This is a genomic window from Paenibacillus sp. BIC5C1 (genome assembly GCF_032399705.1).
Classification (GTDB): domain Bacteria; phylum Bacillota; class Bacilli; order Paenibacillales; family Paenibacillaceae; genus Paenibacillus; species Paenibacillus taichungensis_A.
The window spans coordinates 3,657,281-3,678,547 of record NZ_CP135922.1; the positions used below are offsets into that span (position 1 = coordinate 3,657,281).

Below are 21,267 nucleotides of genomic sequence, written 5' to 3' on the forward strand. Positions count from 1 at the left end.
CGAATTTGGAGGTACTGAGTGGATTGCACGTGATAATCCTTACCATTAAAAAACTTACCGTCTTACATTCGTCAGTGTACTTCCCCATTCACCGACTGGTTCAAGCCAGCTTACGATTCTATCATCAATTAGGTTGGTAAGTGCACCTTCATACTCAGCACGATAAGGTTTATTAAGTTCGTGTTGAATCCAACTTTCTCTTGTACCCTGCCAGATCTCATAGATGACAAGATCATCAGAATGATCAAGATCATTGGAGACGATCGCATTGACAAAGGTAGGTTCACTCTTGAAGTTGCTAATCATTGCATCATTAGAACACTCCTCTTATTAATTTTTTTATTTTCTTCATGGTCACAAGTCTCATTATGTACTATGTATCACTTTTAAAATAGTACGTACTTTTTGGTTATATAGTAACCAAATAGTGATAATTGTGATGAAATGCAGAATAAATTGATTTTTTAAATTACTCTATTCTACATTTAATCTCCGATATTCATCCTTGTTCCATGTCTTCTCTGCATAATCCTGACCCCAATCACAAAGAGCTCGCAAAGTGGGTTCAAGTGACATACCCATTTCTGATATTGCATATTCCACTTTTGGTGGTACCTGATTTTTCATTTTTCTTATAATCAAATTATTACTCTCCAACTCCCGCAATGACTGTACTAACATTTTCTGAGAAATTGATGGTATGAGCCTTTTCAATTCACCGGTCCGTTTAGGACCTTTTATTAAGTAATACAGTATAAGAGGTCTCCACTTTCCGCCAATGACATCTAAGGTTATTTCCAGATCACAATAAAAAGTTTTCAATTGAGAAACACCATCCCTTATTTAATTTCCATTATTATAGTACATGTGTTGATTAAATCCACCTCCCTTGCCATATATTCTGTCTGTTTTTATCAATGCTATTACATGGTCTGTTTAAATCAGATAATTTTTAAGACGATTGAACTAACGGGAAATGATTGCTCAAAATGCCTGAGTTGTTTATCCTTTTTCAAGATTCAAATACGAAAAAAAAGAGCTGGACGCGTACCTTAACTGGAATGGATAAATCCAGTTCAGTCAGGGGCTTGCTCCAGCTCTTATACATTCTTATGTATAACTCCTATGAGTGCGATTATCCGTTAAGCTTTGACATTTGAAGTAATCTACACTCTCAGATTCACGAAGAAAAAACGAGTATTCTCTATGGAGCTGGGATATCGAAGATGAAATCCTGCCTACGGTGCAAAAACTTGCACGATTCATGGATTACTACAATCACAAACGCATTAAGACAAAATTACAAGGTATGAGCCCGGTACAATACCGAGCTCATGCCCAACAAGTTGCATAGAAATATTGGTCTAACTTTAAGGGGGCACTGTAATGTTGGTCGGCTGGTTTCTTAATTATACTGAGTTATCGTTTCTACGTTAGCTTACCGTTTTCTATGCAACGATCCTATTTTTAAACCGTTAGTTGTAAGCCAAGATCGTCCACGTGGTGAGCTAGCGAATTCAACTTTATTGAGCTATAGTTTCCCGTTAGCTCAACGGGTGTTGCTATTTAACCATTCTTCTTTAATAAGTCCGTATACTACCCGGTCAAAGTATTGATTGTGAAGCACCTCGTAGTTTCTAATAATCCCTTCTTGACCTTGGCTAAATGTAAATCATTAAATGCGTGTTTAATGATGGCTTTACACGATTTAGTCATAATGCCCTTACCCTCAAAGTTAGACCCTAACCAATAACCTATTTCGATTCTTCTAGAATCCCAATCAATCCATAAATACCCTATTGAACCTACGAGTTGTTTTTTTATGCCAGATACCAGCCCAGTATCCATCATCATTTGAAAATCTACTTAAAGAACGATGAATAAAAGCCATTGTATCATCAATTATTGCTAACCACATCAAGTTCAATCCCTTTTCTATCTAAAGCGCTCAAAATTTCATTTGTACCGTTGAACGTGCCCAGGCTACTGAATACTGCATTTGCCTCGTGATGCAAATGATTTTTTGCGGATATGAGATCTAACGTTTCCCGTTAGTTCAATGATCAAAGGAGCAGTGACCAACTTTTGCTCCTTCTTTGTTTTTTTAAACAACCATTTGGCGAATGGCAACCTCATACGGTGTAACTGGACGAGCTAGCAATAGCTCTAAATCGTTGCTCTCTACGTCCATAGCTCCTGCTTGAATCGCCATTTGAATGGCGATTTGGACAGGAATCATTTGCTCAGGAATGCCAGCACCAAGCATAACTTTGCCGTAGGTTTCAAAATCAACCTGCTGAACCGGCACTTCTTTTTCAATCACATCGGAAATGATTGCTACAAGCTCTTTTTGTGTTAGGGGTTTACCGCCTAACTCGTAAACGGTATTGTTGTGATCATCGCCAAGCAATACATTTGCGGCAGCTTCGGCATAATCTTGGCGGCTAGCCCAGCTAATTTTACCTTCTCCAGCTGCAGTTACCCAAGGCGCACCTTTAGTTGCTGCTTGAATTTTTGGCAGTTCATTTTCGATATACAAGTTATTGCGCAAGATGCAGTATGCAATTCCTGACTCCTTGATGGCTTGCTCGGTTAAACCGTGATCTTGTACTCCTTTTGCACCGCTCGTATAGGCAATGAAGGAAACACCAGCTTCTTTAGCTGCCTTTACTGCAACCTTTTGCTGCTCTAATCGATTTTGCGGGTCATTGGTTGAAATCATCAAAAGTTTATCTACGCCTTTAAAAGCAGTTGCAAGCGATGCGGGGTCATTGAAATCGCCGTAACGCACATCGATACCAAGATTGCTTAGATCTTGCGCCTTTATCGTATCTCGAACACTTACGGCAATATCAGCTGCGGACAGAGATTTCAATAGGTTTTGGACAACCATTCTTCCCAATCGACCTGTTGCGCCAGTTACTAATACTTTCATTTAAAAATTCCTCCAATGGTTTTAATTATACTTCATTTGTTATAACACTTATCGTTCTAACGAGGGTAAATAAAAAGCTCACAAAAAGGAGCTATTTTACTTAAATTGTGGGATAAGCTGACTTAACGTTGTTTGGTTCAATTGATTTTCCATTGCCGCTTGTGCCTGTATAAATTCGGTATGCAAAACTGCTTCAATGTTTCGACCTACGCGGCATTGTGTGCTCGAATCCCCGTGAATCCGAAACAAAAACAAATCGTCGTCTTCAATTTCATTGACCGCTCGATAAATATCGAACAGGGTAATTTCCTCCGGGGCTTTAAGTAAAAAAGCGCCGCCAATTCCTGCACGCACATCCAATAGTCCAGCTTTTTTTAGCATCCCCATAACTCTGCGAATCACTACAGGATTATTATTTACGCTTAGAGCGATCTGGTCTCCCGTTAACTCGCTGTCATTGATCGCAATGAGCGAAAGAATATGAATCGCCATTGAAAACCGTGTACTTATTCGCTGTTTCAAGCTTACCACCTCGCAAAAAAAAGTGTTATAACAATTAGCGTTACAACCATAATATTTGATTATCCCCACTAAGTCAATCTGGAAGTTGATTTCATGCTAACCTGCCCTTTCGTATTATGAGATCAACCAGTTCTTTCTGGTTGATCCTTTTTTCGTTATCATAGAGGATTAAGGTAGCCTGGTCGAACGTACCTGCCCGTGGGACTTGATCCCGAGCGCTATAGTGTCGCCCCTACTTGTCATGACCATGATTGAGGCTGGTTGGGACGTAAGATCCCGTATAACAAGCGATGCTATGGAGCGACGAGAAGAACCTTAGGGGATGCCGGTGAATCTAAACTTACAGGGAGAGATGAGATGAAATGAATCCAGTTGTCGGTCTAGATATTTCAAAGGAAGAAAGTCATGGACAAGCCTTTTTAGCGCGCGGAAAGCCTTTCAGAGGGACATTCCACTTCGAGCACACTCGTGATGGCCTAACAAATCTACATCAAGTTTTAAAGGACGTGGAATCTGTATCCAAACAACGTCCTTTGCTTATTCTAGAAGCAACCGGACATTACCAAAGCCCAGTTGTTCAGTTCTTAGAGGAACATAACGATATTTACATTGTCATTAATCCACTCATCTCCAATCGGCTTAGAAAGTCTCAGCTTCGTAAAGTAAAGACGGATGCTGCTGACGCTTACCTATTCGGTGAGTTGTACTACAAGGAAGAGTTTGAACCTTTTAAGAAAAGAGGCGTGCAACTTCTCAATCTGCGCTATCTTACAAGGCAATACGAGTCTCTTTCAAAGATGTGTGTACAGACTAAACTGCAATTCCAAGCTGTTTTAAATCAGGTTTTCCCTGCCTACAGAGGTGTCTTTGGAGCTATGTATTCAGGTATTTCACTACGGTTTTTAAGTGAGTTCCCAACCTCATATTCGGTTTTGAAAACGGACAAAGAAACACTTAAAATCAAAGAAATGCTTTCAACGAAACGAGGCCGTTCAGAGGCTTGGATTAACGAACGAGTAAAGCGGCTACTTCATGCGGCAAAACAAAATCCTTTCGAGCAAACCATGTATGCCAGCCACTTAATCAATTTAAAAGTTCTTATAACCTTGATTCTTCAGTACCAGGAGCATCTTACTGAGTTAGAACGAAACATAAATGCCCTGGCAGAAGAGATCGAAGAGTATGATTTAATTCAATCTATTCCCGGTATTGGCCATAAAATTGCAGCAACAATTTTATCGGAAATTGGGGAAATTGACCGATTTGATCATCCGAAAAAACTAGTAGCCTTTGCTGGTATCGACCCAAGTGTCTTTGCTTCGGGTAAGTTTACGGCAACCCGCAATCCAATCACCAAACGTGGTTCTCGGCAGCTTCGTTATGCGCTGGTTTTGGCTGTTCAGTGCGGACTTATCCGTTGTCGCAATACACGGATCAAAGAGTTTTATGATCGCAAAAGGGCCGAAGGGAAACCGCATAAAGTAGCTCTAGTCGCATGTGCAAATAAGCTTGTTCATTGGCTCCATGCTATTTTTCTCATTTTTAACTATAACACATGATTTAGAATGACTTGACTGGTAATCTTGACAAGCTATTAGCTGGTATAGTTGAACAAAAGCAGCCGGTCACAGGGATCAGCTGCTTTCTACAAATCCCCATGGAGCTAATAAAATGAGCCGTTTGAGGCCGGTAACCTTCATTGCTTCCACAATGCGGGCGCGTTCAGCGTTTAATTTCCCTAATCGGTTGGCATTGCGCAGATAAAGAGTTAGTCGGGCATCCGTATCCTTCAGGACTCGTTCAATGACGTGACGAGCGATACCTCCGTTCGCACCTAAGATCAGCACGTTGATCAAGTCTAATCTCCTCCGTTTCTTTATGGTTAGACTCTTAGCTGTGTTGAACTCTCCTACTATTTTCTTGTAAAGATGTGATAATTAATTGCTTAATTAATGAATGGTCTTTATTGCAGTACTGTCGGTTGTGAAGTTCGCGTTCAGATGTTCTGCGCGCCAACGAGAAGGCGTATCCCCTTCCCATTGGCGAAAAGCCCGAAAAAACGAATTTGTATCTTCATACCCAAGTAGGAATGCAACTTCTTTCAAATCGAGCAAAGGATTTTCCAAATATTCAAGGGCACTCTCTCGCCTGATATCAGTCAGCAATTGTTTAAAACTCGCGCCTTCATCCATCAGACGGCGATGCAAGGTACGCTCGCTCATACCTAGTTCGCTTGCAACGACCTGCATGTCGGGCCGTCCCGAAGCAAGTTTCTGCTTCATAATCCATTTCACCGTTTCCTTAATTGAGTTGTTGCGTAACTTCTTTTCTAGAGACTTGTCTAGCGCAGGAGTCAGAATTTCCAAAAGCTCTTCGTTATAGGAGATAAACGGGCGGTCAAGATCGCTTCGGCGAAGGATCAATCGACTTCGATGTGATCCAGTCCGAACGCTGCAGCCGAAGAAAGCTTCAAGGGCTTGAATATTTCCTATTGGGCGAGAAAGTACGACGGCGTGTGCGTTCAAGGGCTTACCGGTTCCGCGTCGCCCTAATTCCACCAACGAAGCTAATGACACTCCAACAAGCATCGGCGGTTCGGATCGCTCGGAAAAAAGCCACGACAGTTCAATAGTACATAACTCGCCTTCCTCGACGATGTGAATCCGTTCGGGGGCACACAATTGTTTGTACCTCGCCATTCGGTTTAATGCATCGCGATAGTCGCGCGCATGATAGGGAGCCATGACACTCGGCGGCAATTGCGCATTTTCAAAATTCGTTGAAAGTTTTACAGTGCTCTCGGCTGGATCCTCGACAATATCGGAGAACGCTTGCCAAAGCGCAAAATATTGGTCCGTTGTCACGAAACTTTGATCATTCACGATGGTGAGTGGCAGACCCGCTTCACGAACCACAATACTAGGGGCAATATTCAAATAATGTAGTCCCAGCCAAAATCCCTTAGGTATTTTAATACGATCAAAGGAGTTTATCGTCATCTCTCTTTCGCCTCCTTACGTTATCCAATTATGAAACATAATGAAATAACGGCAGCTTCATCTAAGCTACTTATGTTTCGTTTCGTCGTTAAGAGTGTATAGCCTGTTTGTCTTGCCAAGCGAAGGTCGAGGTTCTTTTTGCGATCAACCACTTTCCGTTTTCACAAACATATTCATCGCGATAATAAACGCCGCTGGTTGTTTTCATTTTTTTATCATCTTCCACAGATATCAGATCAACCAGACAATAAAGGGTACCTTCTGCCTTATTTCCACTTATCGACACTTGATGTTGACCGTTAAAATGATACACCGTTTCGAAATTGCTCAGATAAGCTTCGAAGGCATCCCCCATATCCTTTGTTCCCTTCAAACTCGAAACCAATTGACCACCAACGTAGGAATCAACGGTTGCGTCTTCGGTAAAAAGCAATACTTGCTTGCGAATATCTTTTTTGTCCGCGAGTATGGAGAAGGTATCCACAAGTTCTCGAAGAGTCGCTACGTTTTCTATTTCTTGAAGTCTTTGATTCAGACGGGTCAATTCTTGCTCGCTAATATTTGTCATGTTCTTCCTCCTTAAGTTACGCCTCAAATTTATAACTGCTGAGCGATTTTACGATTTCGGGATCGTAGTGAGACAGGAACAAACTCTTCTTCGTATCCAACGTTGCGATCTTGGCCATGTCGTCTTGGTTCAATTCGAAGTCGAAAATATTGATATTTTCCATGATTCGTTCCTTATGAACGGACTTCGGAATCGCCACGACTCCTCTTTGCGTCAACCAGCGCAATACCACTTGTGCAACGGATTTGTTGTGCTTGCCAGCGATTGAAACGAGAATATCGTTCCGGAACAGGTTGTTGCGTCCTTCCGCGAAAGGTCCCCAGGATTCGATCTGAACATGGTGCCCCTTCATGTATTTCGCGTTGATCTTCCCATCACGGTATAACTCTTCCATTGCGCGCCAAGAGCCGTATACATCTCCAATTGCAGCTTGGCTAGCGACTTTTCAAATGCTCTCTTGGTGAGATCATAACCGGCATCCTGAATCCAGAGCTTTGTTGTAATAAACAAGTCTTCCCTAGGAACGCCGCTTCGTTTAATAGCTTTACACACTGCTTCTTCCTACCGATATGATGCCGCGGTATCGATGAGACGATATCCTGCCTCAATAGCGTCTTAAACGCATTGTTCACATTCATGAGGATCTGGAATCTGGAAAACCCCATAGCCGAGAATTGGCATTTCGATCCCATTGTTCAAAATCACTATTCGCATTAAGCACCTCCAAAGTTGCATACTATGCAAATCAGCATATATTTATACTACAAAGAGAAGGTTCCGCTGTAACTAGCGCGGGAGGACAAAACACTTGCCTCAAACGCCATTTCTGACTCAGCTTCTTCCAATCTGATAGGCTCCTTATAAAAGAAAGTCACACATAAGGATCTTACGGTAATCGTCACAGGCCCCACCAGCCAGTAACCTCTTTCGTCTGCATCTGCTGTGAATGAACGGTCAACGACATTGAAAAATCCTATTCTTGAAACTGGCGTCGGTACATGCTGTTATCAGTTGGTTTTAATTTACACTTTGGTCGTCTTCGGTTGTAAAGATATTTCGATTTAGTGCCTTTACCAGATTTCGTATATTCGTAACCTGGTTTTATTTCAAAGTTTATTTTGAATAAATCTTGGTGTCAGAAAAAACGTCGCATCTTGGACAAGTCAAGTCAGAGACAGAGTGGATAATAAAACCGTCCTCATATATATCATATCCCTCTTCATTATCCGCTTCTGTTTTCTGACCCATGTTAACTTACTACGTATCTTTAATCGCCGTTCATTTGTTATATCCAGTCTTGAGCCTACAGTTGTTCCTTGTTTAGATATCCACCTAATCGGCAATCGGAATATGTTCTTGTCCTTGCCTTGGGACAAGAACTTGTACCGATAAAATAAAATAAAGCCGCTAAAATAGCGACTCTTGGTCTTACCCCTGTCAAGTAGACAGACGAAAAAAGCTATGCTGTCAGTGCGCATCGATATTCAATCGGTGCGCGCTGTTTGAGTTTGGCTTGAAAGCGTCGGTAGTTGTAATTGTACATATAATCTTCCACGGCTTGTCGAATCTCTACTTCTGAATTACACTGGTTAAGGTATATCTTCTCTGTCTTGAGATGCGAAAAGAAGGATTCGATGCAAGCGTTATCTAGGCAGGTTGCTTTGCGAGACTGCCCTTTACGCCGAATGCTTCTAATCGTGTGTTGTACGCCTGAGACGTGTATTGGAAGCCCTGATCTGAATGGAGCACGGCTTCCAATACACGTCTCTTTTTTGGGTCCATTGTTCCACCGTATCCAATACGAGCTGAACATCGTTCCGTTTAGACAACTGCCAAGCTACAATCTCATTATTGAACAGGTCTTGAATCACGGACAGGTAAACAAATGTACTTCCATTCAAAAATATAGGTAATATCCGTCACCATTTTTTGCTGGAGTGCTGTCGCATGAAATTTCGCTTCGGCGATTCGGATAGATGACAGATGGCGTATAGCTGGACTTCTTCCGCTTCTTGCGAATCACCGATTGGATCGACATATGATCTAACTACTCTTCGGTATACGTCTGAAATGTTTGCCCTTTTTTTTCATAAAAATATCCCCTCCAAGTGTCACTTGAACCTTCATGATAACATGAAGGTTTTTTTACTACATTTTCTCAAACTATTCCGGAATGATATTATTTACACAATTCAATGCGTTTAGTGTTCTCGGAAAACCAATATACGGTAGACAATGCGTTATAGCGCTGATAATCGTATCCTTGTCATTGCCAACATTCAGATTGCCCTGCACATGCGCCTTGACTTGGCTATCAGCCCCACCGAGTGCGCTTATCATGCAGAGTGTAAGTAGCTCCCGCATTTTCAAATCGAGACCTCCACGGGTATAAAAGTCGCCAAAACAAAAGGCTGAAAGATAGTCCTGTATATGCTTCTGATTGGATGGAGCATTCTCCCGATTTTTTTTAATCACTTCCCCAAAGATCTCTACCTGCACGGAAAGACCTTTGTCCAATCGGTTCTCTTCTTCAACCTGCTTTTGGCTTTCGAGAGGTAATGCTATATTTCTGTCTGTGAAAACTTCATTAATCTCCTCGATGGCATTTAGCGTTTTAGGGAATCCTAAATAAGGCGCACATTGATATATGGCCTCTTTTATTTCAATCGGAGTCAGTCCCACGTTCAGCGCAGCATGAGCATGTGCCTTTAGTTGAGGCAAAGTTTGGTTCGTTGCAAGCACCACCAGAGTAATAAGCTCACGTTGCTTATCTTCTAGGTTACCTTGATAAAAAACTTCTCCAAAAATGAAGCGGCTCAGGAGATCCTGAAAATCAGGATCAGTTGCAGATGTCGCAGACTCTCCATCGCCAAACAGCTTTTTAAACGTTACTCTGCTCTTTTCAATACGATTCATAATAACTATGCCTCCTATTTATTATACGGCTCTTCCAACGAGGCCATCTCTGCGGTTCTTTTGGTGCAGCCAGGCAAGTGAAGCCTGTGTGGAGAACCACCATGTTTTATATATTGGATAGGTTACTTTTCCCTTTTGTGTGAATGTTTTCATCCCTGTCAGCTAAAAGCCGTTTTTCTTTTCTGTTCTTTAGTTAATTTTGCTGCTTCAATTGTGATTACAGGCATAAGAGAATCTCCCTTCTATACTTAGAAATGGCCAACAATTCGGTGCGGTACATACGGCTCTTCTAAAAATGTAATTTCTTCAGTTGTTAATTTAATGGAAAGAGCGGCTTCCGCATCTTCGAGCTGGGATATCTTTGTCGCACCGACTATTGGAGCAGTTACCGGCTCTTTATGGAGCAACCACGCAAGTGCTATATGAACACGGCGAACGCTATGTTTCTCAGCGAGGATCGCAACACGGTCTACCACTAACTGATCCGCATCAGCTGTTGCATCATATTTTTGTTTGGCGATTTCATCTGTTTCGGAACGCTGTGTGTCTGCCTCTCTAGCCAATCTTCCTCCTGCGAGCGGGCTATAAGGAATGACCGCAATTTTTTCTTCCATGCAAAGCGGTAGCATTTCCCGCTCCTCTTCACGGTAAATGAGGTTTAAATGATCCTGCATTGAGACAAAGCGGTTCCACCCATTTTTCTCTGCTACATGAAGCGCCTTCTGAAACTGCCATGCCCACATAGCGGAAGCACCAATGTAACGCGCCTTACCGGCTTTGACTACATCATGAAGGGCCTCCATCGTCTCTTCAATAGGTGTATTGTAGTCCCACCGATGAACTTGATACAAATCTACGTAATCGGTTTTTAGTCTCTTAAGACTTTTATCGATTTCGCTCATGATTGCTTTGCGGGAAAGCCCGGCGCCGTTCGGGCCTCGATGCATTCGTCCATGTATCTTAGTCGCAAGGACAATCTCATCTCGATTTGCATAATCCTTTAATGCATTCCCGACAATTTCCTCGCTTGTCCCCTCAGCGTAGACATTTGCTGTATCAAAAAAATTGATTCCCATTTCCAAAGATTTTTTGATGATTGGACGTGACTGTTCTTCATCCAGCACCCATTGATGATGTCCTTTCGAGGCATCCCCAAATCCCATACAACCCAGACAAATCCTTGATACTTCCAATCCGGTATTTCCTAGTTTCGTATAATCCATTATCTTGTTCCTCCCTTTTTATTGAAAATTTGCCCATATAATCTGCATCATTGATGGATATCAGGCGTTGATTTTGCACGGAGCCACCGAGCAACAAAAGTTATTTCCGTTATAGGCACGTACATAAATCGTGTCATCAACTATAACGGATCAAATTAAGGTAGGGGTAACATAGATTTCTACGTCTGTACTTAAGGACGAAATGTGCAACTCATCGATTCCAGCAATTCATATGCAGTTCTTCATTAGACCATGTGCTCATGATCGGCTTCCTTAAAACTTGATATTATAAGTGTTTGCCAAACATGAATTAATAATTAGTAATCCAAAAATAAATTAACAGGTCGAGAAAAACTCGGCGCATTACTATTCGGGATATTTCCAATAGATCAAATGTCAATCGAGGAACATTACTGATTATAAGGGAACTTCGAGTAGAATTCTACGAATGCTATTTCAATTCATCGATTTTATCTCCGTAAAGATTTTCTTCAAATTGTTCATGTAGATGTTTTACGTAACTAATAATTCGAGGGGATTCAAGTAAACTAGCTATTGTAGTATAGATCCCAATCAGAATACATACTGAAATAATCAATTCAACAATGAAAGGCATGTTTATGTTCCTCACTTTATCAAATTTATGTGGTTGCATAAAACATACTGTATTTACCGCATGGCCAACGGGGCAACTACTGGATTCAATACATAAGCCAAGTATTCGTTAACAGTCCGCTCAATCTGTTCTTCAGATAATTGCATGACACCGTATGCGGCATATGGGGTTAGATAACGAGTGCCAATCATATTGCTTGTTGCCTGAAAAGGCCGCAGCAGCTCTGCGAGTGTATAACTGAACGCACCGTCAAGTGTGTACGAAGATTCAGGAGCTCCTATGCTAACAGCAAGCAACAACTCCTTACCGTGCAGCTTATTGCCAGTGCTTCCATATGCCCAACCATAGGTAAGAACGGTATCTTGCCATTTCTTAAGCAAAGAAGGTGTACTATACCAATAGAACGGGAATTGTAGAACGATGCGGTCATGCATTTCTAATAGCTTTTGCTCGGCTACAACGTCGATCTCCTCATTTGGATAAGCTTCATATACACGATGAACAGTAACATCGGTTTGCTTGTCCATTTCTTTCGCCCAACGGCGATTAAGACGGGAATCAGATAGGTTGGGATGGAATACGAGTACCAGTGTTTTCATTTAGAACCTCTCCTTCTTTCTGTTTAGAATAGAATATCAAGAAACCTCAATAGTTTCTTTTCTGAAAGGCTCATTTTGTTTGTTCATTTAGCTCAAGCCAGATTGAAATTTAGTCTTACGTATTAACGCATCGGTTTTTCCCATGATCCTCTGACTTCAACATTGGTTTTTTTCGCTGCAGTTTCAAGCTCACGTATTTCTTCCACTGTCAGCTCGATCGCAGCAGCTTTTATAACATCCTCAATATGGGATAATTTCGTAACACCGATTATAGGTACAGTTCCTTTTGCCATAGACCAGGCCGTTGCTACCTGTGCAGTAGACACGTTATATCTATTTCCAATATTACGCATAATTTGGATTAAGCCCTCCAGCTTGCTAAGCGTTTCTGGGTTAAATGCCTCACCTCTTCTGGTGCCATTTGGGAAAGGACGCAGGGCGTTATAGTTGTCGGTTAACGCACCTTGTTCCAATACCATGTATGCGAAGAAGACTATATTGTTCTCTATGCAATAATCGATAATTCCTGCTTCCTCAGATGAGCGATACAACAGGCTGTAATGATTTTGTACTGCCGAAATTTTCAGTCCTTCTGCCGCCAAGATACTGGAAGCCAGTTTAATTTCCTCCAAGTTATGATTGGAGACTCCCGCATACTTTATTTACCCACTTTTCATCAGAGGGATCAGTTTTGGCGTCCATCTTTTCACATCTGCTGGGTTGTGTATCCAATAAATATCTGTATGATCTACACCGAGCCGATATAGGCTATCGTCCAGTAGTTCTTCTACAGCATTATCGCTATCCGCCGCAATCTGGGGAGTAAATTTCGCTGAGATCAGGACATCAATACGATCTTTAGTAAAACTTCCTAAGATGTTTTCTGAAGCACCCATTCCATATACAGCTGCTGTATCCCATAAATTGAATCCAGCATCCATAGCCGCTTCAAATATCGGCTTTAATTTCTCTGCCGTAAGATGGTTTCCAAAGATAGCATCTCCACCACTTGTACCAGAACCCCAAGACCATGTGCCAAGAGCGATGGGCGGAATGTTCTCATTCTGCAATTTCAACATTCTCATTGTTTACACACCTTCCAAAATAACAAATTGTTAAGATCACTTTCCAAGAATATCAGAAAGGACAGTAAGTATCTTTGCTGACAAGCTCACAATATTTGTTTATTTAGCTCAATGAAATTGTATATAAAAAAACGTTTCACGGAATTTCCCGGAAAACGTCTTTCCATGTAATTTTATGTTCTGTCCCCATCCTCCGTTGCCTTAACCTTCTGTCTAAACTCTGATGGCGAAAGACCACACCTTAGCTTAAACACTTTGGAGAAATGCGCGATGTTCTCGAATCCGGTAGCATAACAGACATCAGTGACAGAAAGCGTCGTTTCTAACAACAGGTTCTCTGCTTTATCCAGTCTCCGATTACGGATCCACTTCAATGGAGAAGTGTGATAGGTTGCTTGAAACTCTCTTTTAAAGGTCGAAAGGCTTTTGCCCGATAAATAAGCCAGATCTTGAAGATGTACAGGATTAGTAAAATTTTCCTCCATAATTCTGTTAATGCTGTTATTGTCATTTTTGCCGGGTTGAAGTAGCTGATACAAAAACCGTTCATTTGAATTTGTCAGATGAAACAGCAATTCCATTAGTTTGATTTTAACCAATCCGTCACTTACTTGGTCAGGCTTGTCAAAATAAAGTTGTAATGACTCAAAATAAGTTCGGGCAAGATCATTAATCGGAATAATGGATACCGGAACAACATCACTTACGGGATAAACCGGTTTCACTCCAGCGAACTGCACGAATTCTTCCAGCAATTTCTCGTTTAGGAAAAACATCATATAATCCAGCATATACTCGGAACCGGGTTCCCCCGATTTGTCATATTCGATTAGAGTTGATTTGTGAATGAATACCATTTCGTTACTTTGAACAGTATACTCCCGATCTCTGAAACAAACCTTATAAATGCCTGATTTGACGTACAACAACAGATTATCCTTCAGAAAGTACGATCCTTTCTTCCCTTGAGTATGCAGGCAAAAAGTAATTACAGATAATCCGTCTTGTTGTAAGCTTCCTGTTTTATCTGGTGCATTGATTAGTTCTTGTGGTGCCTTGAATGTTTTTCCGACACTAATGGACATGAGCAGTTCCACCTTTTTAGCTTTTAACTATAGAATATCAGGAAACAAGAAAAGAAACTTTGCTATTCAGCTCAAATCATTTGTCTATTCAGTCCAAAATATACAACCTTTATTCTTTTAGCATCACATGTAGCACTTACAACATCATGTTAACTTGAAGTCAAATAAAATCTGTTGTATTGAATTCTTTGACCACTCTTCTTTTTTGATATACGTAAGCCACACCAAAACCAGTTATGGCCATCATTAAGAGAATTATTGCATTAGTAAAAACCACTGATTGTACACTTTGGACATGAAATAGTCGTCTAATCAACGTCCCTTCATAAGGTGAAAGTGTAGCCCCTAAGTTATAAGCGACCAACACGATAGTAGTACCCAATTTTGCCATTCTCGAAATTTGCTGCGTAAAAGTATGCAACAAATAGGGCATTATACACCGAAATGAAAAACCGATAACCATCGAACAAAATGTAGTAAGAAGGATACTTTGTGAGATCGTAGTCACACACATGGATACTCCAAGTAAAAGAATGGCTAAAGGAACAATATAATTTCTGACCAATTTATATATCTTGCCAAAAGAGAAGCCAGCAGTAAATGCTCCTAAACCTATAAAAGCAAGCATATTGCTGCCATTCGTCGCGTTTCCAATATTTTTCTCCAAAATCAAAGGAGTAATCTGGATATTGTAGTTGATAAAAATAATTACAATCACAAACAATAAAATGCCAAAGCCGGCCATCACCTGTAAGGGCCTTTTATCTCTTGAATTGTCTGATGTCGTTGTTAGTTGTTCCGTATTGCGTTTCTCCATTTCCCTTGTATCAGCCGGAACAAAGAAAAAAAATGCCACTAAAATAGGAAGTGCCAGAGCATAAACGTAAAATGATGTATACCAATTGATTTTCAATAATTGACCTACGAGTAGTGTCAGACAGATACCTCCTAATCCTTCAAAGGCACTCTCAAGTCCAATTAAAGATGCCTGTTTACCAGGATTATTTTGGTATATCTCGCTGATCATTTGAATGATTAAGCGGTTAAATAAACCAATACCCAAACCAAACAAACAGCGGGAAATGAATACCAGTGAAAAAACCTCGTGCATAATTACCGGGAAAATCCCTGCAATGAAAAAGAATCCTAATCCCATTAAAATGGTACTCTTCTTCCCAATCCATAATTCTAGTCGATTTCCGATTAAAACACCAAGAATGACAAACAAAGAAGGTATTGTAGTCAGTAATTCTACCTGTGTCAGAGATTTATCTGGAAAATCCTGCGCTATTTCTGGAATATTTGCAGCAATTATCGGACCTGAAGAAATTAGTAACGCAACTGACAGTAATGAATATGTCTTTAGTTTCTCAATAGGTATAATAAAAATTCAACTCCTTTAGCATCCGGGTTTCTTATTTATTCATGCTTTGATTCCAGTTATAAGCGTGTATTTTGACAGCTTTATGCTTTCACCTCAATAACAAATATGCATCTGATTTCTCATTTAACTTAAAGTCAAGGTAAGATGGACGATACTTATAAAGCAACAACGCATCGAGTCCATGACCCCATGCGTTGTTGCCGCTTCATTAATAGCTGATTACAGTTCTTTACCATTGCTGTTAATTACTTTTTTGTACCACTCAAAGGATTTTTTCTTGCTGCGTTTCAACGTACCTTTTCCAAAATCATCCTTATCCACATAAATGAAACCATATCTCTTACTCATTTCTCCGGAACTGGAGCTTACTAGATCAATACAGCCCCAAGTTGTATATCCCAGCAAGTCAACTCCATCCTCCTCCACTGCCGTTAAAAAGGCATGGATATGTTCCCGCAAGTACTCAATTCTGTAATCATCTTCGATATATCCAGTTTCATTCGGTGTATCTAACGCTCCCAATCCATTTTCTACAATGAATAACGGCTTTTGATAGCGGTCATATAATGCATTCAAAGTAATTCTTAGTCCAAGCGGATCAATCTGCCATCCCCATTCACTTGTTTTCAAATGTGGATTGCGCAGTGTCGGAAACAAATTAGCGGCGGTCTGTGTATTAACTTCCGGGTCCGCACTGGTTAAGCGTGAACCATAGTAACTGAATGAAATAAAATCAACCGTATTATTTTTTAAACATTCCTCATCCCAGTCTTTCATTTCTAAGTGAATATCCATTCGTTCAAGCATTTTTTTGGCGTAGCTTGGATATTCTCCACGGGACTGTACATCCACAAAGAAGTAGTGCTCTCGATCTCTTGTCATCGCTTTCCAAACGTCATCTGGTGCACATGTATACGGATAAGTGCTTGCCCCCGCTAACATACATCCAATCTTAAATTCGGGATTTATTCTGCGTGCAATTTCAGTTGCTCTCGCACTTGCGACCAATTGATGATGTGCTGCCTGATATTTTACTGCATCTTCATTTTCACCCTCTTCAAATACTAGGCCAGAGCTTCCAAAGGGCAAATGTAATAACATATTGATTTCGTTAAAAGTTAACCAATACTTCACTTTATCTTTGTAACGGGTGAAGATGGTTTCACATAGTTTCTCATAATAATCCACCATTTTGCGGCTTCTCCATGAGCCGATTGTTTTCACCAAATGGATAGGTACATCAAAATGGGTAATGGTTACTAAAGGCTCTATGCCATATTTTAAACATTCATCAAAAACACGTTCGTAGAATTTCAATCCCTCTTCATTGGGAAGTTCGTCATCTCCATTAGGGTAGATCCGCGTCCATGCTAATGATAAACGGAAACACTTAAATCCCATTTCCGCTAATAATGCAATGTCTTCTTTATATCGATGATAAAAATCAATGGCTTCATGACTTGGATAAAAATGCTCTTTATCGCATTCCAGCATGCTGACTTTACCTTTCATAACAGGAATACGATCTTTCCCAGATGGAATTACATCGACCGTTGACAGCCCTTTGTTACCTTCTGCGTATCCGCCTTCACATTGGTTTGCAGCAACAGCTCCACCCCACAAAAAATCTTTTCTTAAGGTCATTTCAAGTACACTCCTAAGTTTAAGTATTGTTATTTATGCTTTTACAACCAGCAACGCATTGTTAAAATCAATATTTTCATGACTGCTCTCTGATACCACATCAGAATAATTATACGAATTGGTTACAATAATAGGAGTTTGAGTAATATACCCCTCTTGTTTGATTTTATCTAAATCAAAGGTCAGCAGCGTCTGTCCTTTTGTTATTCTCTGTCCCTCTTCAACAAAGGCTTCGAAATATTTCCCATTCAGTTTAACGGTGTTCAATCCAACATGGATAAGAATCTCGACCCCTTCATCGGATATTAAACCCATTGCATGTTTCTTAGGAAACAGTGAAACAATGACTCCATCAAAAGGAGCAATCACTTTCCCCTCACTCGGTTCTATGGCAATCCCTTTTCCCATTGCTTCTGAAGCAAATGCTGCATCTTGTATATCCTGGAGCGGAATTAATGCCCCCTTAATAGGACTCATAATCACTGAGTCTTTAATAGTAATCGTTTCGTTTTCTTTGATATTAGTTACTTCTATGATTAATTCTTTTTCATATTTCAAACTTAAGAAGTAGGTAATCACTGCCGTTACAACAGCTGTAATCACTAATGCAATTAGTATATTATATAGATTCCATATATTATCTCCAACGTACAATGGAATGGCTGGTATTCCTGAAGCACCTATCGCGTATCGTGAAACGTTCATTAACCCTGCGTACAGCCCTCCACAGGCGGAACCAATCATTGCAGCAATAAGAGGATACTTTTTAGGTAAGTTAACGCCGTACAGTGCTGCTTCCGTAATACCCATCAAGCCTGTAATCCCACTAGAATTTGCGATTAATTTATTTGCTGGGTCTTTTGTTCTCCCACCAACAACTAATGCAGAAACACCTAGTGAAATGTTGGATATGATCGCACCAGGACCTATAATATTTTCGTATCCCAATGTAGTAATCTGAGTTAATGATAAAGGAACGATATTATGGTGTAGCCCAAACATAACTAGGATCGGCCAGAAAGTTGCAATCATGAAAATTATCAACCAAGAACCATGAGATCCCAGGAAATCAAATCCCATTGCTAAGTAAGTCCCGAAAACGGATCCTAATGGTCCCAATACAGTTAAGCTAAAGAGTCCAACTACCAGAATCGTAAACATCGGAACAAAAATTATTTTCACTGCATTTGGAGTGATTTTTTTGAATATCGGTTCAATGTAAGACTGTGCCCAGACGGTTAAGAGAATTGGAACAACCGAAGAGCTGTAAGTAGCTAGTGTCAATGGGATACCAAAGACGCTAACTTCGTCCCCATCTGTTCGTAATTGAGTTAAGTTCGGATGTAGCAAAATACCTGCTAAGACCAATGCCAGTACGGGGCTACATTTTAATTTGTTGGCAGCCGAATACGCCAATAAAAAAGGCAAAAAATAAAAAATGGCATCTGACATGAAACTTAATACATAGTAGGTTTGAGACTCTCTTGATATCCAACCGAACAAAATAAGTAGAGCCAACAGTGCTTTTATCATACCGGCACCGGCAATAGCTGGTACGATTGGACTAAATGTCCCTGAAACGAAATCAATTAATTTGCCTAGAACATTTGTTTTTCTAGCAATAGCTGATTCAACATTCGAATTATCCACAGGATGTAAATGCTTAGAAACCTCATTGTAAACTTCTTCAACATGTGTACCAATGACCACCTGAAATTGTCCACCGCTCTCTAAAGCATCAATAACACCATCTAACGCTTTAATCGCTTTTATATCTGTCTTGTTATTATCGTTTAGTGCAAATCTAAGCCTGGTCATACAATGCGTTAGTGTGGAGACATTTTCATTCCCACCAACTTTCTCCACGATATCCTGAGCCAATTTCTCATACTTCTTGCTCATACAATAATGCCCCCTCTTGTTGTTGCTGCCTCAAATGAATAGAACCGGAAGCGCTTTATAAATTCCTATTTATAAGTTCCACCTCCACAAATAACTTTTCCACAAAATAAAAAGCCATTTATATGTAATACATAAAGGCTGCATTCGCTACACCTTTAAAATATCATCATACAAACAGCTATAGCCAATGCCTATATTTCATTCTTCATTATGCCTGTAAGGCATGTTTAATAAATTGTAAAAACCGGTTCGCAGTCTGACTGAAAATTTTGTGTTTTTTCCAGACGATTACACACCCAAATTGAAGTTCAGGATAAAAGGGCCTGAAGCATAAATGATCAGAATGCTTCATTGCAAAAGCACCCTCAATACAAATTGCAGTTCCCATTCCCTGTTCCACGAGATTAACTACATTGGATATTAAGTTATAAGTAGCTACAAAACGTAATTGCGAATGCTCATCGGCAAACCAACTAGCAATTTCACTCTGTAATACAGATCGGTTGGGTATAAGCAAGGGCTCTCCGGCTAGATCTTTAGAAGTTACATATTCCTTCTGTGCAAGCGTTGACGAGGTCTTTGTCAGAACTCCCCAGCGTTCCTTTTGCGGTAGTCTAATAAAATCATATTTTTCAATATGAATCGGCTCTAACAAAACTCCAATCTCAAGTAATCCCTTATCTATTTTTTCCTTTATGTCATCACCTGTCCCGCTAAAAATATGATAAGTGACTTGCGGATATTCAATATTAAATGCTTTTAACAATTCAAAAATAACATTTGAGGTTAAAGATTCAACACTTCCAATGGATATTGTTCCTCCAACCAGATTGTTATGATCTTTAAATTCTTTCTCTGTTTTATCCGCAAGGATAAGGATTTCTTCTGCTCTCTGACGCAGAAGCATTCCCGCATCCGTTAGTGTTATCTTACTTTTTCCGCGTATAAACAATTGAGTTCCTAAGTCTTTTTCCAGATTGGCTAACTGTCTGCTTAACGTAGGCTGTGTCACATGTAGAATAGTCGCTGCATGCGTAATATTTTCTACACGGGCTACTGTCAGAAAATACCGAAGTACTCTTAATTCCATTGTTCCTCCTGGGCTTTATTCATTTTAAAATTTCAATAATTACGGTGAAATCACCGTTTATATCTATGAAAGCTTCCATTCCTGAGTCAATCATACCTAATTGTACGAGGCCGCTGGAGTAGCCCCGAAATCCATATAAAAGACAGCTAAATTCCCCCACGGAGCATACAAGGTCAAGTCTCCCACTGAAGGATCGAACCCACCTGGTGCTTCTTCCGTCGTAAGACAATGGGGGAGGTAACTATTTTTTTCGGTTCTATTATAATCCTCAAAGGACAGCGTCAACGGAAGCCTGCTTAGAAACTCTCGGTTCGGTGGGATTATTGTACATTGAGGCTATGATTTCTTTGCCATTTACAGACAGTTTAACTTTTCGTACTCTGTACTTCAGAAAGCGGTTTCACCGCCTATACCTAAACTGTCACCTCCATTTTCACTGAATATATTAATCAATAACGACAAACAACCCATTATGGGCAAATGGTCTGCAAAAATAATAATTAAGTTTGTTTTAAAATCAAAGAAAACAACATCGTGGTTAAAAGGAGGTATGACGCAACATTACATCGTGAAAGAACACCATACTTTACGCGGATCTCATAGCTGCAATGACTCTTATACAATTTACAAGTATCAGATGATCTTTCAAGAGAACCTACCTACTTTACTTGTTTTTTGAATGGGTGTATAGAATATTCC

At 40.3% G+C, this 21,267-nt stretch carries 20 protein-coding genes and 3 pseudogenes; 2 read left to right on the plus strand and 21 right to left on the minus strand.

Features of this window, described 5'->3' with window-relative positions:
- Positions 1–54: 54 nt before the first annotated feature.
- Both RS891_RS16375 and RS891_RS16380 read right to left on the minus strand, forming a co-directional pair.
- A complete protein-coding gene (locus tag RS891_RS16375; RefSeq protein ID WP_315792354.1) occupies positions 55–306 on the minus strand; it encodes an antibiotic biosynthesis monooxygenase in 252 nt (83 codons plus the stop codon).
- 168 nt (positions 307–474) lie between these two features.
- A complete protein-coding gene (locus tag RS891_RS16380; protein ID WP_315792356.1) occupies positions 475–822 on the minus strand; it encodes a winged helix-turn-helix transcriptional regulator in 348 nt (115 codons plus the stop codon).
- Positions 823–1,246: 424 nt separating this feature from the next.
- On the opposite strand from RS891_RS16380, the pseudogene RS891_RS16385 reads away from it, so the two are divergent.
- Positions 1,247–1,354 (plus strand): annotated as a pseudogene (locus tag RS891_RS16385) (IS3 family transposase); the annotation flags it as partial.
- 242 nt (positions 1,355–1,596) lie between these two features.
- Here RS891_RS16385 and RS891_RS31675 read toward each other — a convergent pair.
- The 3 genes from RS891_RS31675 to RS891_RS16395 form a co-directional block, all read right to left on the minus strand.
- On the minus strand, positions 1,597–1,854 hold the full coding sequence (locus RS891_RS31675; protein WP_397386842.1) for a GNAT family N-acetyltransferase: 258 nt from the start codon (positions 1,852–1,854) through the stop codon (positions 1,597–1,599).
- 250 nt (positions 1,855–2,104) lie between these two features.
- Positions 2,105–2,935: an SDR family oxidoreductase gene (locus RS891_RS16390; protein ID WP_315792358.1), complete on the minus strand. Its 831-nt coding sequence runs from the start codon at positions 2,933–2,935 to the stop codon at positions 2,105–2,107.
- Positions 2,936–3,031: 96 nt separating this feature from the next.
- Positions 3,032–3,457 (minus strand): Rrf2 family transcriptional regulator, encoded by a 426-nt coding sequence (locus tag RS891_RS16395; protein WP_397386843.1) that lies wholly within the window; start codon positions 3,455–3,457, stop codon positions 3,032–3,034.
- A 362-nt stretch (positions 3,458–3,819) separates the two neighbouring features.
- Here RS891_RS16395 and RS891_RS16400 point away from each other — a divergent pair, with 362 nt between their 5' ends.
- Positions 3,820–5,016 carry an IS110 family RNA-guided transposase gene (locus RS891_RS16400; RefSeq protein WP_315792360.1) on the plus strand — a complete coding sequence of 399 codons (1,197 nt, stop codon included), beginning with the start codon at positions 3,820–3,822 and terminating at the stop codon, positions 5,014–5,016.
- A 75-nt stretch (positions 5,017–5,091) separates the two neighbouring features.
- Here the strand turns inward: RS891_RS16400 and RS891_RS16405 are convergent, their stop codons facing one another.
- The 16 genes and pseudogenes from RS891_RS16405 to RS891_RS31685 form a co-directional block, all read right to left on the minus strand.
- A complete protein-coding gene (locus tag RS891_RS16405) occupies positions 5,092–5,304 on the minus strand; it encodes an NAD(P)H-binding protein (RefSeq protein ID WP_397386953.1) in 213 nt (70 codons plus the stop codon).
- A gap of 102 nt (positions 5,305–5,406) precedes the next feature.
- Positions 5,407–6,456, minus strand: coding sequence for a helix-turn-helix transcriptional regulator (locus tag RS891_RS16410; protein WP_315792364.1), 1,050 nt, complete (start codon positions 6,454–6,456; stop codon positions 5,407–5,409).
- A gap of 88 nt (positions 6,457–6,544) precedes the next feature.
- The gene (locus tag RS891_RS16415) at positions 6,545–7,024 is read right to left on the minus strand and encodes a nuclear transport factor 2 family protein (protein ID WP_315792366.1); all 480 of its coding nucleotides are present in this window, start codon (positions 7,022–7,024) and stop codon (positions 6,545–6,547) included.
- 16 nt (positions 7,025–7,040) lie between these two features.
- Positions 7,041–7,738 (minus strand): annotated as a pseudogene (locus RS891_RS16420) (aldo/keto reductase).
- Between the two features lie 745 nt (positions 7,739–8,483).
- Positions 8,484–8,783, minus strand: coding sequence for an IS3 family transposase (locus RS891_RS31680; RefSeq protein ID WP_397386954.1), 300 nt, complete (start codon positions 8,781–8,783; stop codon positions 8,484–8,486).
- Positions 8,716–8,925, minus strand: coding sequence for a hypothetical protein (locus RS891_RS16425; RefSeq protein ID WP_315792367.1), 210 nt, complete (start codon positions 8,923–8,925; stop codon positions 8,716–8,718). Before RS891_RS16425 ends, RS891_RS31680 begins: the two co-directional genes overlap by 68 nt.
- Before the next feature lie 262 nt (positions 8,926–9,187).
- Positions 9,188–9,940 carry a carboxymuconolactone decarboxylase family protein gene (locus tag RS891_RS16430; protein WP_315792368.1) on the minus strand — a complete coding sequence of 251 codons (753 nt, stop codon included), beginning with the start codon at positions 9,938–9,940 and terminating at the stop codon, positions 9,188–9,190.
- 248 nt (positions 9,941–10,188) lie between these two features.
- Positions 10,189–11,163, minus strand: coding sequence for an aldo/keto reductase (locus RS891_RS16435; protein ID WP_315792369.1), 975 nt, complete (start codon positions 11,161–11,163; stop codon positions 10,189–10,191).
- Between the two features lie 669 nt (positions 11,164–11,832).
- Positions 11,833–12,378, minus strand: a complete 546-nt coding sequence (locus RS891_RS16440; protein WP_315792370.1) for an NAD(P)H-dependent oxidoreductase — start codon at positions 12,376–12,378, stop codon at positions 11,833–11,835.
- Between the two features lie 122 nt (positions 12,379–12,500).
- Positions 12,501–13,463: pseudogene (locus RS891_RS16445) on the minus strand (aldo/keto reductase).
- A 173-nt stretch (positions 13,464–13,636) separates the two neighbouring features.
- The gene (locus RS891_RS16450; protein WP_315792371.1) at positions 13,637–14,548 is read right to left on the minus strand and encodes a helix-turn-helix domain-containing protein; all 912 of its coding nucleotides are present in this window, start codon (positions 14,546–14,548) and stop codon (positions 13,637–13,639) included.
- Positions 14,549–14,708: 160 nt separating this feature from the next.
- Positions 14,709–15,938, minus strand: coding sequence for an MFS transporter (locus RS891_RS16455; RefSeq protein WP_315796342.1), 1,230 nt, complete (start codon positions 15,936–15,938; stop codon positions 14,709–14,711).
- A gap of 213 nt (positions 15,939–16,151) precedes the next feature.
- The gene (locus RS891_RS16460) at positions 16,152–17,576 is read right to left on the minus strand and encodes a 6-phospho-beta-glucosidase (RefSeq protein WP_315792373.1); all 1,425 of its coding nucleotides are present in this window, start codon (positions 17,574–17,576) and stop codon (positions 16,152–16,154) included.
- A 33-nt stretch (positions 17,577–17,609) separates the two neighbouring features.
- Positions 17,610–19,478, minus strand: coding sequence for a beta-glucoside-specific PTS transporter subunit IIABC (locus RS891_RS16465; protein ID WP_315792374.1), 1,869 nt, complete (start codon positions 19,476–19,478; stop codon positions 17,610–17,612).
- Between the two features lie 208 nt (positions 19,479–19,686).
- Positions 19,687–20,568: a LysR family transcriptional regulator gene (locus RS891_RS16470; protein WP_315792375.1), complete on the minus strand. Its 882-nt coding sequence runs from the start codon at positions 20,566–20,568 to the stop codon at positions 19,687–19,689.
- 96 nt (positions 20,569–20,664) lie between these two features.
- Positions 20,665–20,892, minus strand: coding sequence for a cyclophilin-like fold protein (locus RS891_RS31685; protein ID WP_397386955.1), 228 nt, complete (start codon positions 20,890–20,892; stop codon positions 20,665–20,667).
- Between the last annotated feature and the right edge of the window lie 375 nt (positions 20,893–21,267).

What these genes read in the sequence shown, in the direction of transcription:
- RS891_RS16375 (WP_315792354.1), bottom strand. Translation starts at nt 306, where the DNA reads ATGATTAGCAACTTCAAGAGTGAACCTACCTTTGTCAATGCGATCGTC.
- RS891_RS31675 (WP_397386842.1), bottom strand. Translation starts at nt 1,854, where the DNA reads ATGATGATGGATACTGGGCTGGTATCTGGCATAAAAAAACAACTCGTA.
- RS891_RS16390 (WP_315792358.1), bottom strand. Translation starts at nt 2,935, where the DNA reads ATGAAAGTATTAGTAACTGGCGCAACAGGTCGATTGGGAAGAATGGTT.
- RS891_RS16400 (WP_315792360.1), top strand. Translation starts at nt 3,820, where the DNA reads ATGAATCCAGTTGTCGGTCTAGATATTTCAAAGGAAGAAAGTCATGGA.
- RS891_RS16410 (WP_315792364.1), bottom strand. Translation starts at nt 6,456, where the DNA reads ATGACGATAAACTCCTTTGATCGTATTAAAATACCTAAGGGATTTTGG.
- RS891_RS16415 (WP_315792366.1), bottom strand. Translation starts at nt 7,024, where the DNA reads ATGACAAATATTAGCGAGCAAGAATTGACCCGTCTGAATCAAAGACTT.
- RS891_RS16430 (WP_315792368.1), bottom strand. Translation starts at nt 9,940, where the DNA reads ATGAATCGTATTGAAAAGAGCAGAGTAACGTTTAAAAAGCTGTTTGGC.
- RS891_RS16435 (WP_315792369.1), bottom strand. Translation starts at nt 11,163, where the DNA reads ATGGATTATACGAAACTAGGAAATACCGGATTGGAAGTATCAAGGATT.
- RS891_RS16440 (WP_315792370.1), bottom strand. Translation starts at nt 12,378, where the DNA reads ATGAAAACACTGGTACTCGTATTCCATCCCAACCTATCTGATTCCCGT.
- RS891_RS16450 (WP_315792371.1), bottom strand. Translation starts at nt 14,548, where the DNA reads ATGTCCATTAGTGTCGGAAAAACATTCAAGGCACCACAAGAACTAATC.
- RS891_RS16460 (WP_315792373.1), bottom strand. Translation starts at nt 17,576, where the DNA reads ATGACCTTAAGAAAAGATTTTTTGTGGGGTGGAGCTGTTGCTGCAAAC.
- RS891_RS16465 (WP_315792374.1), bottom strand. Translation starts at nt 19,478, where the DNA reads ATGAGCAAGAAGTATGAGAAATTGGCTCAGGATATCGTGGAGAAAGTT.
- RS891_RS16470 (WP_315792375.1), bottom strand. Translation starts at nt 20,568, where the DNA reads ATGGAATTAAGAGTACTTCGGTATTTTCTGACAGTAGCCCGTGTAGAA.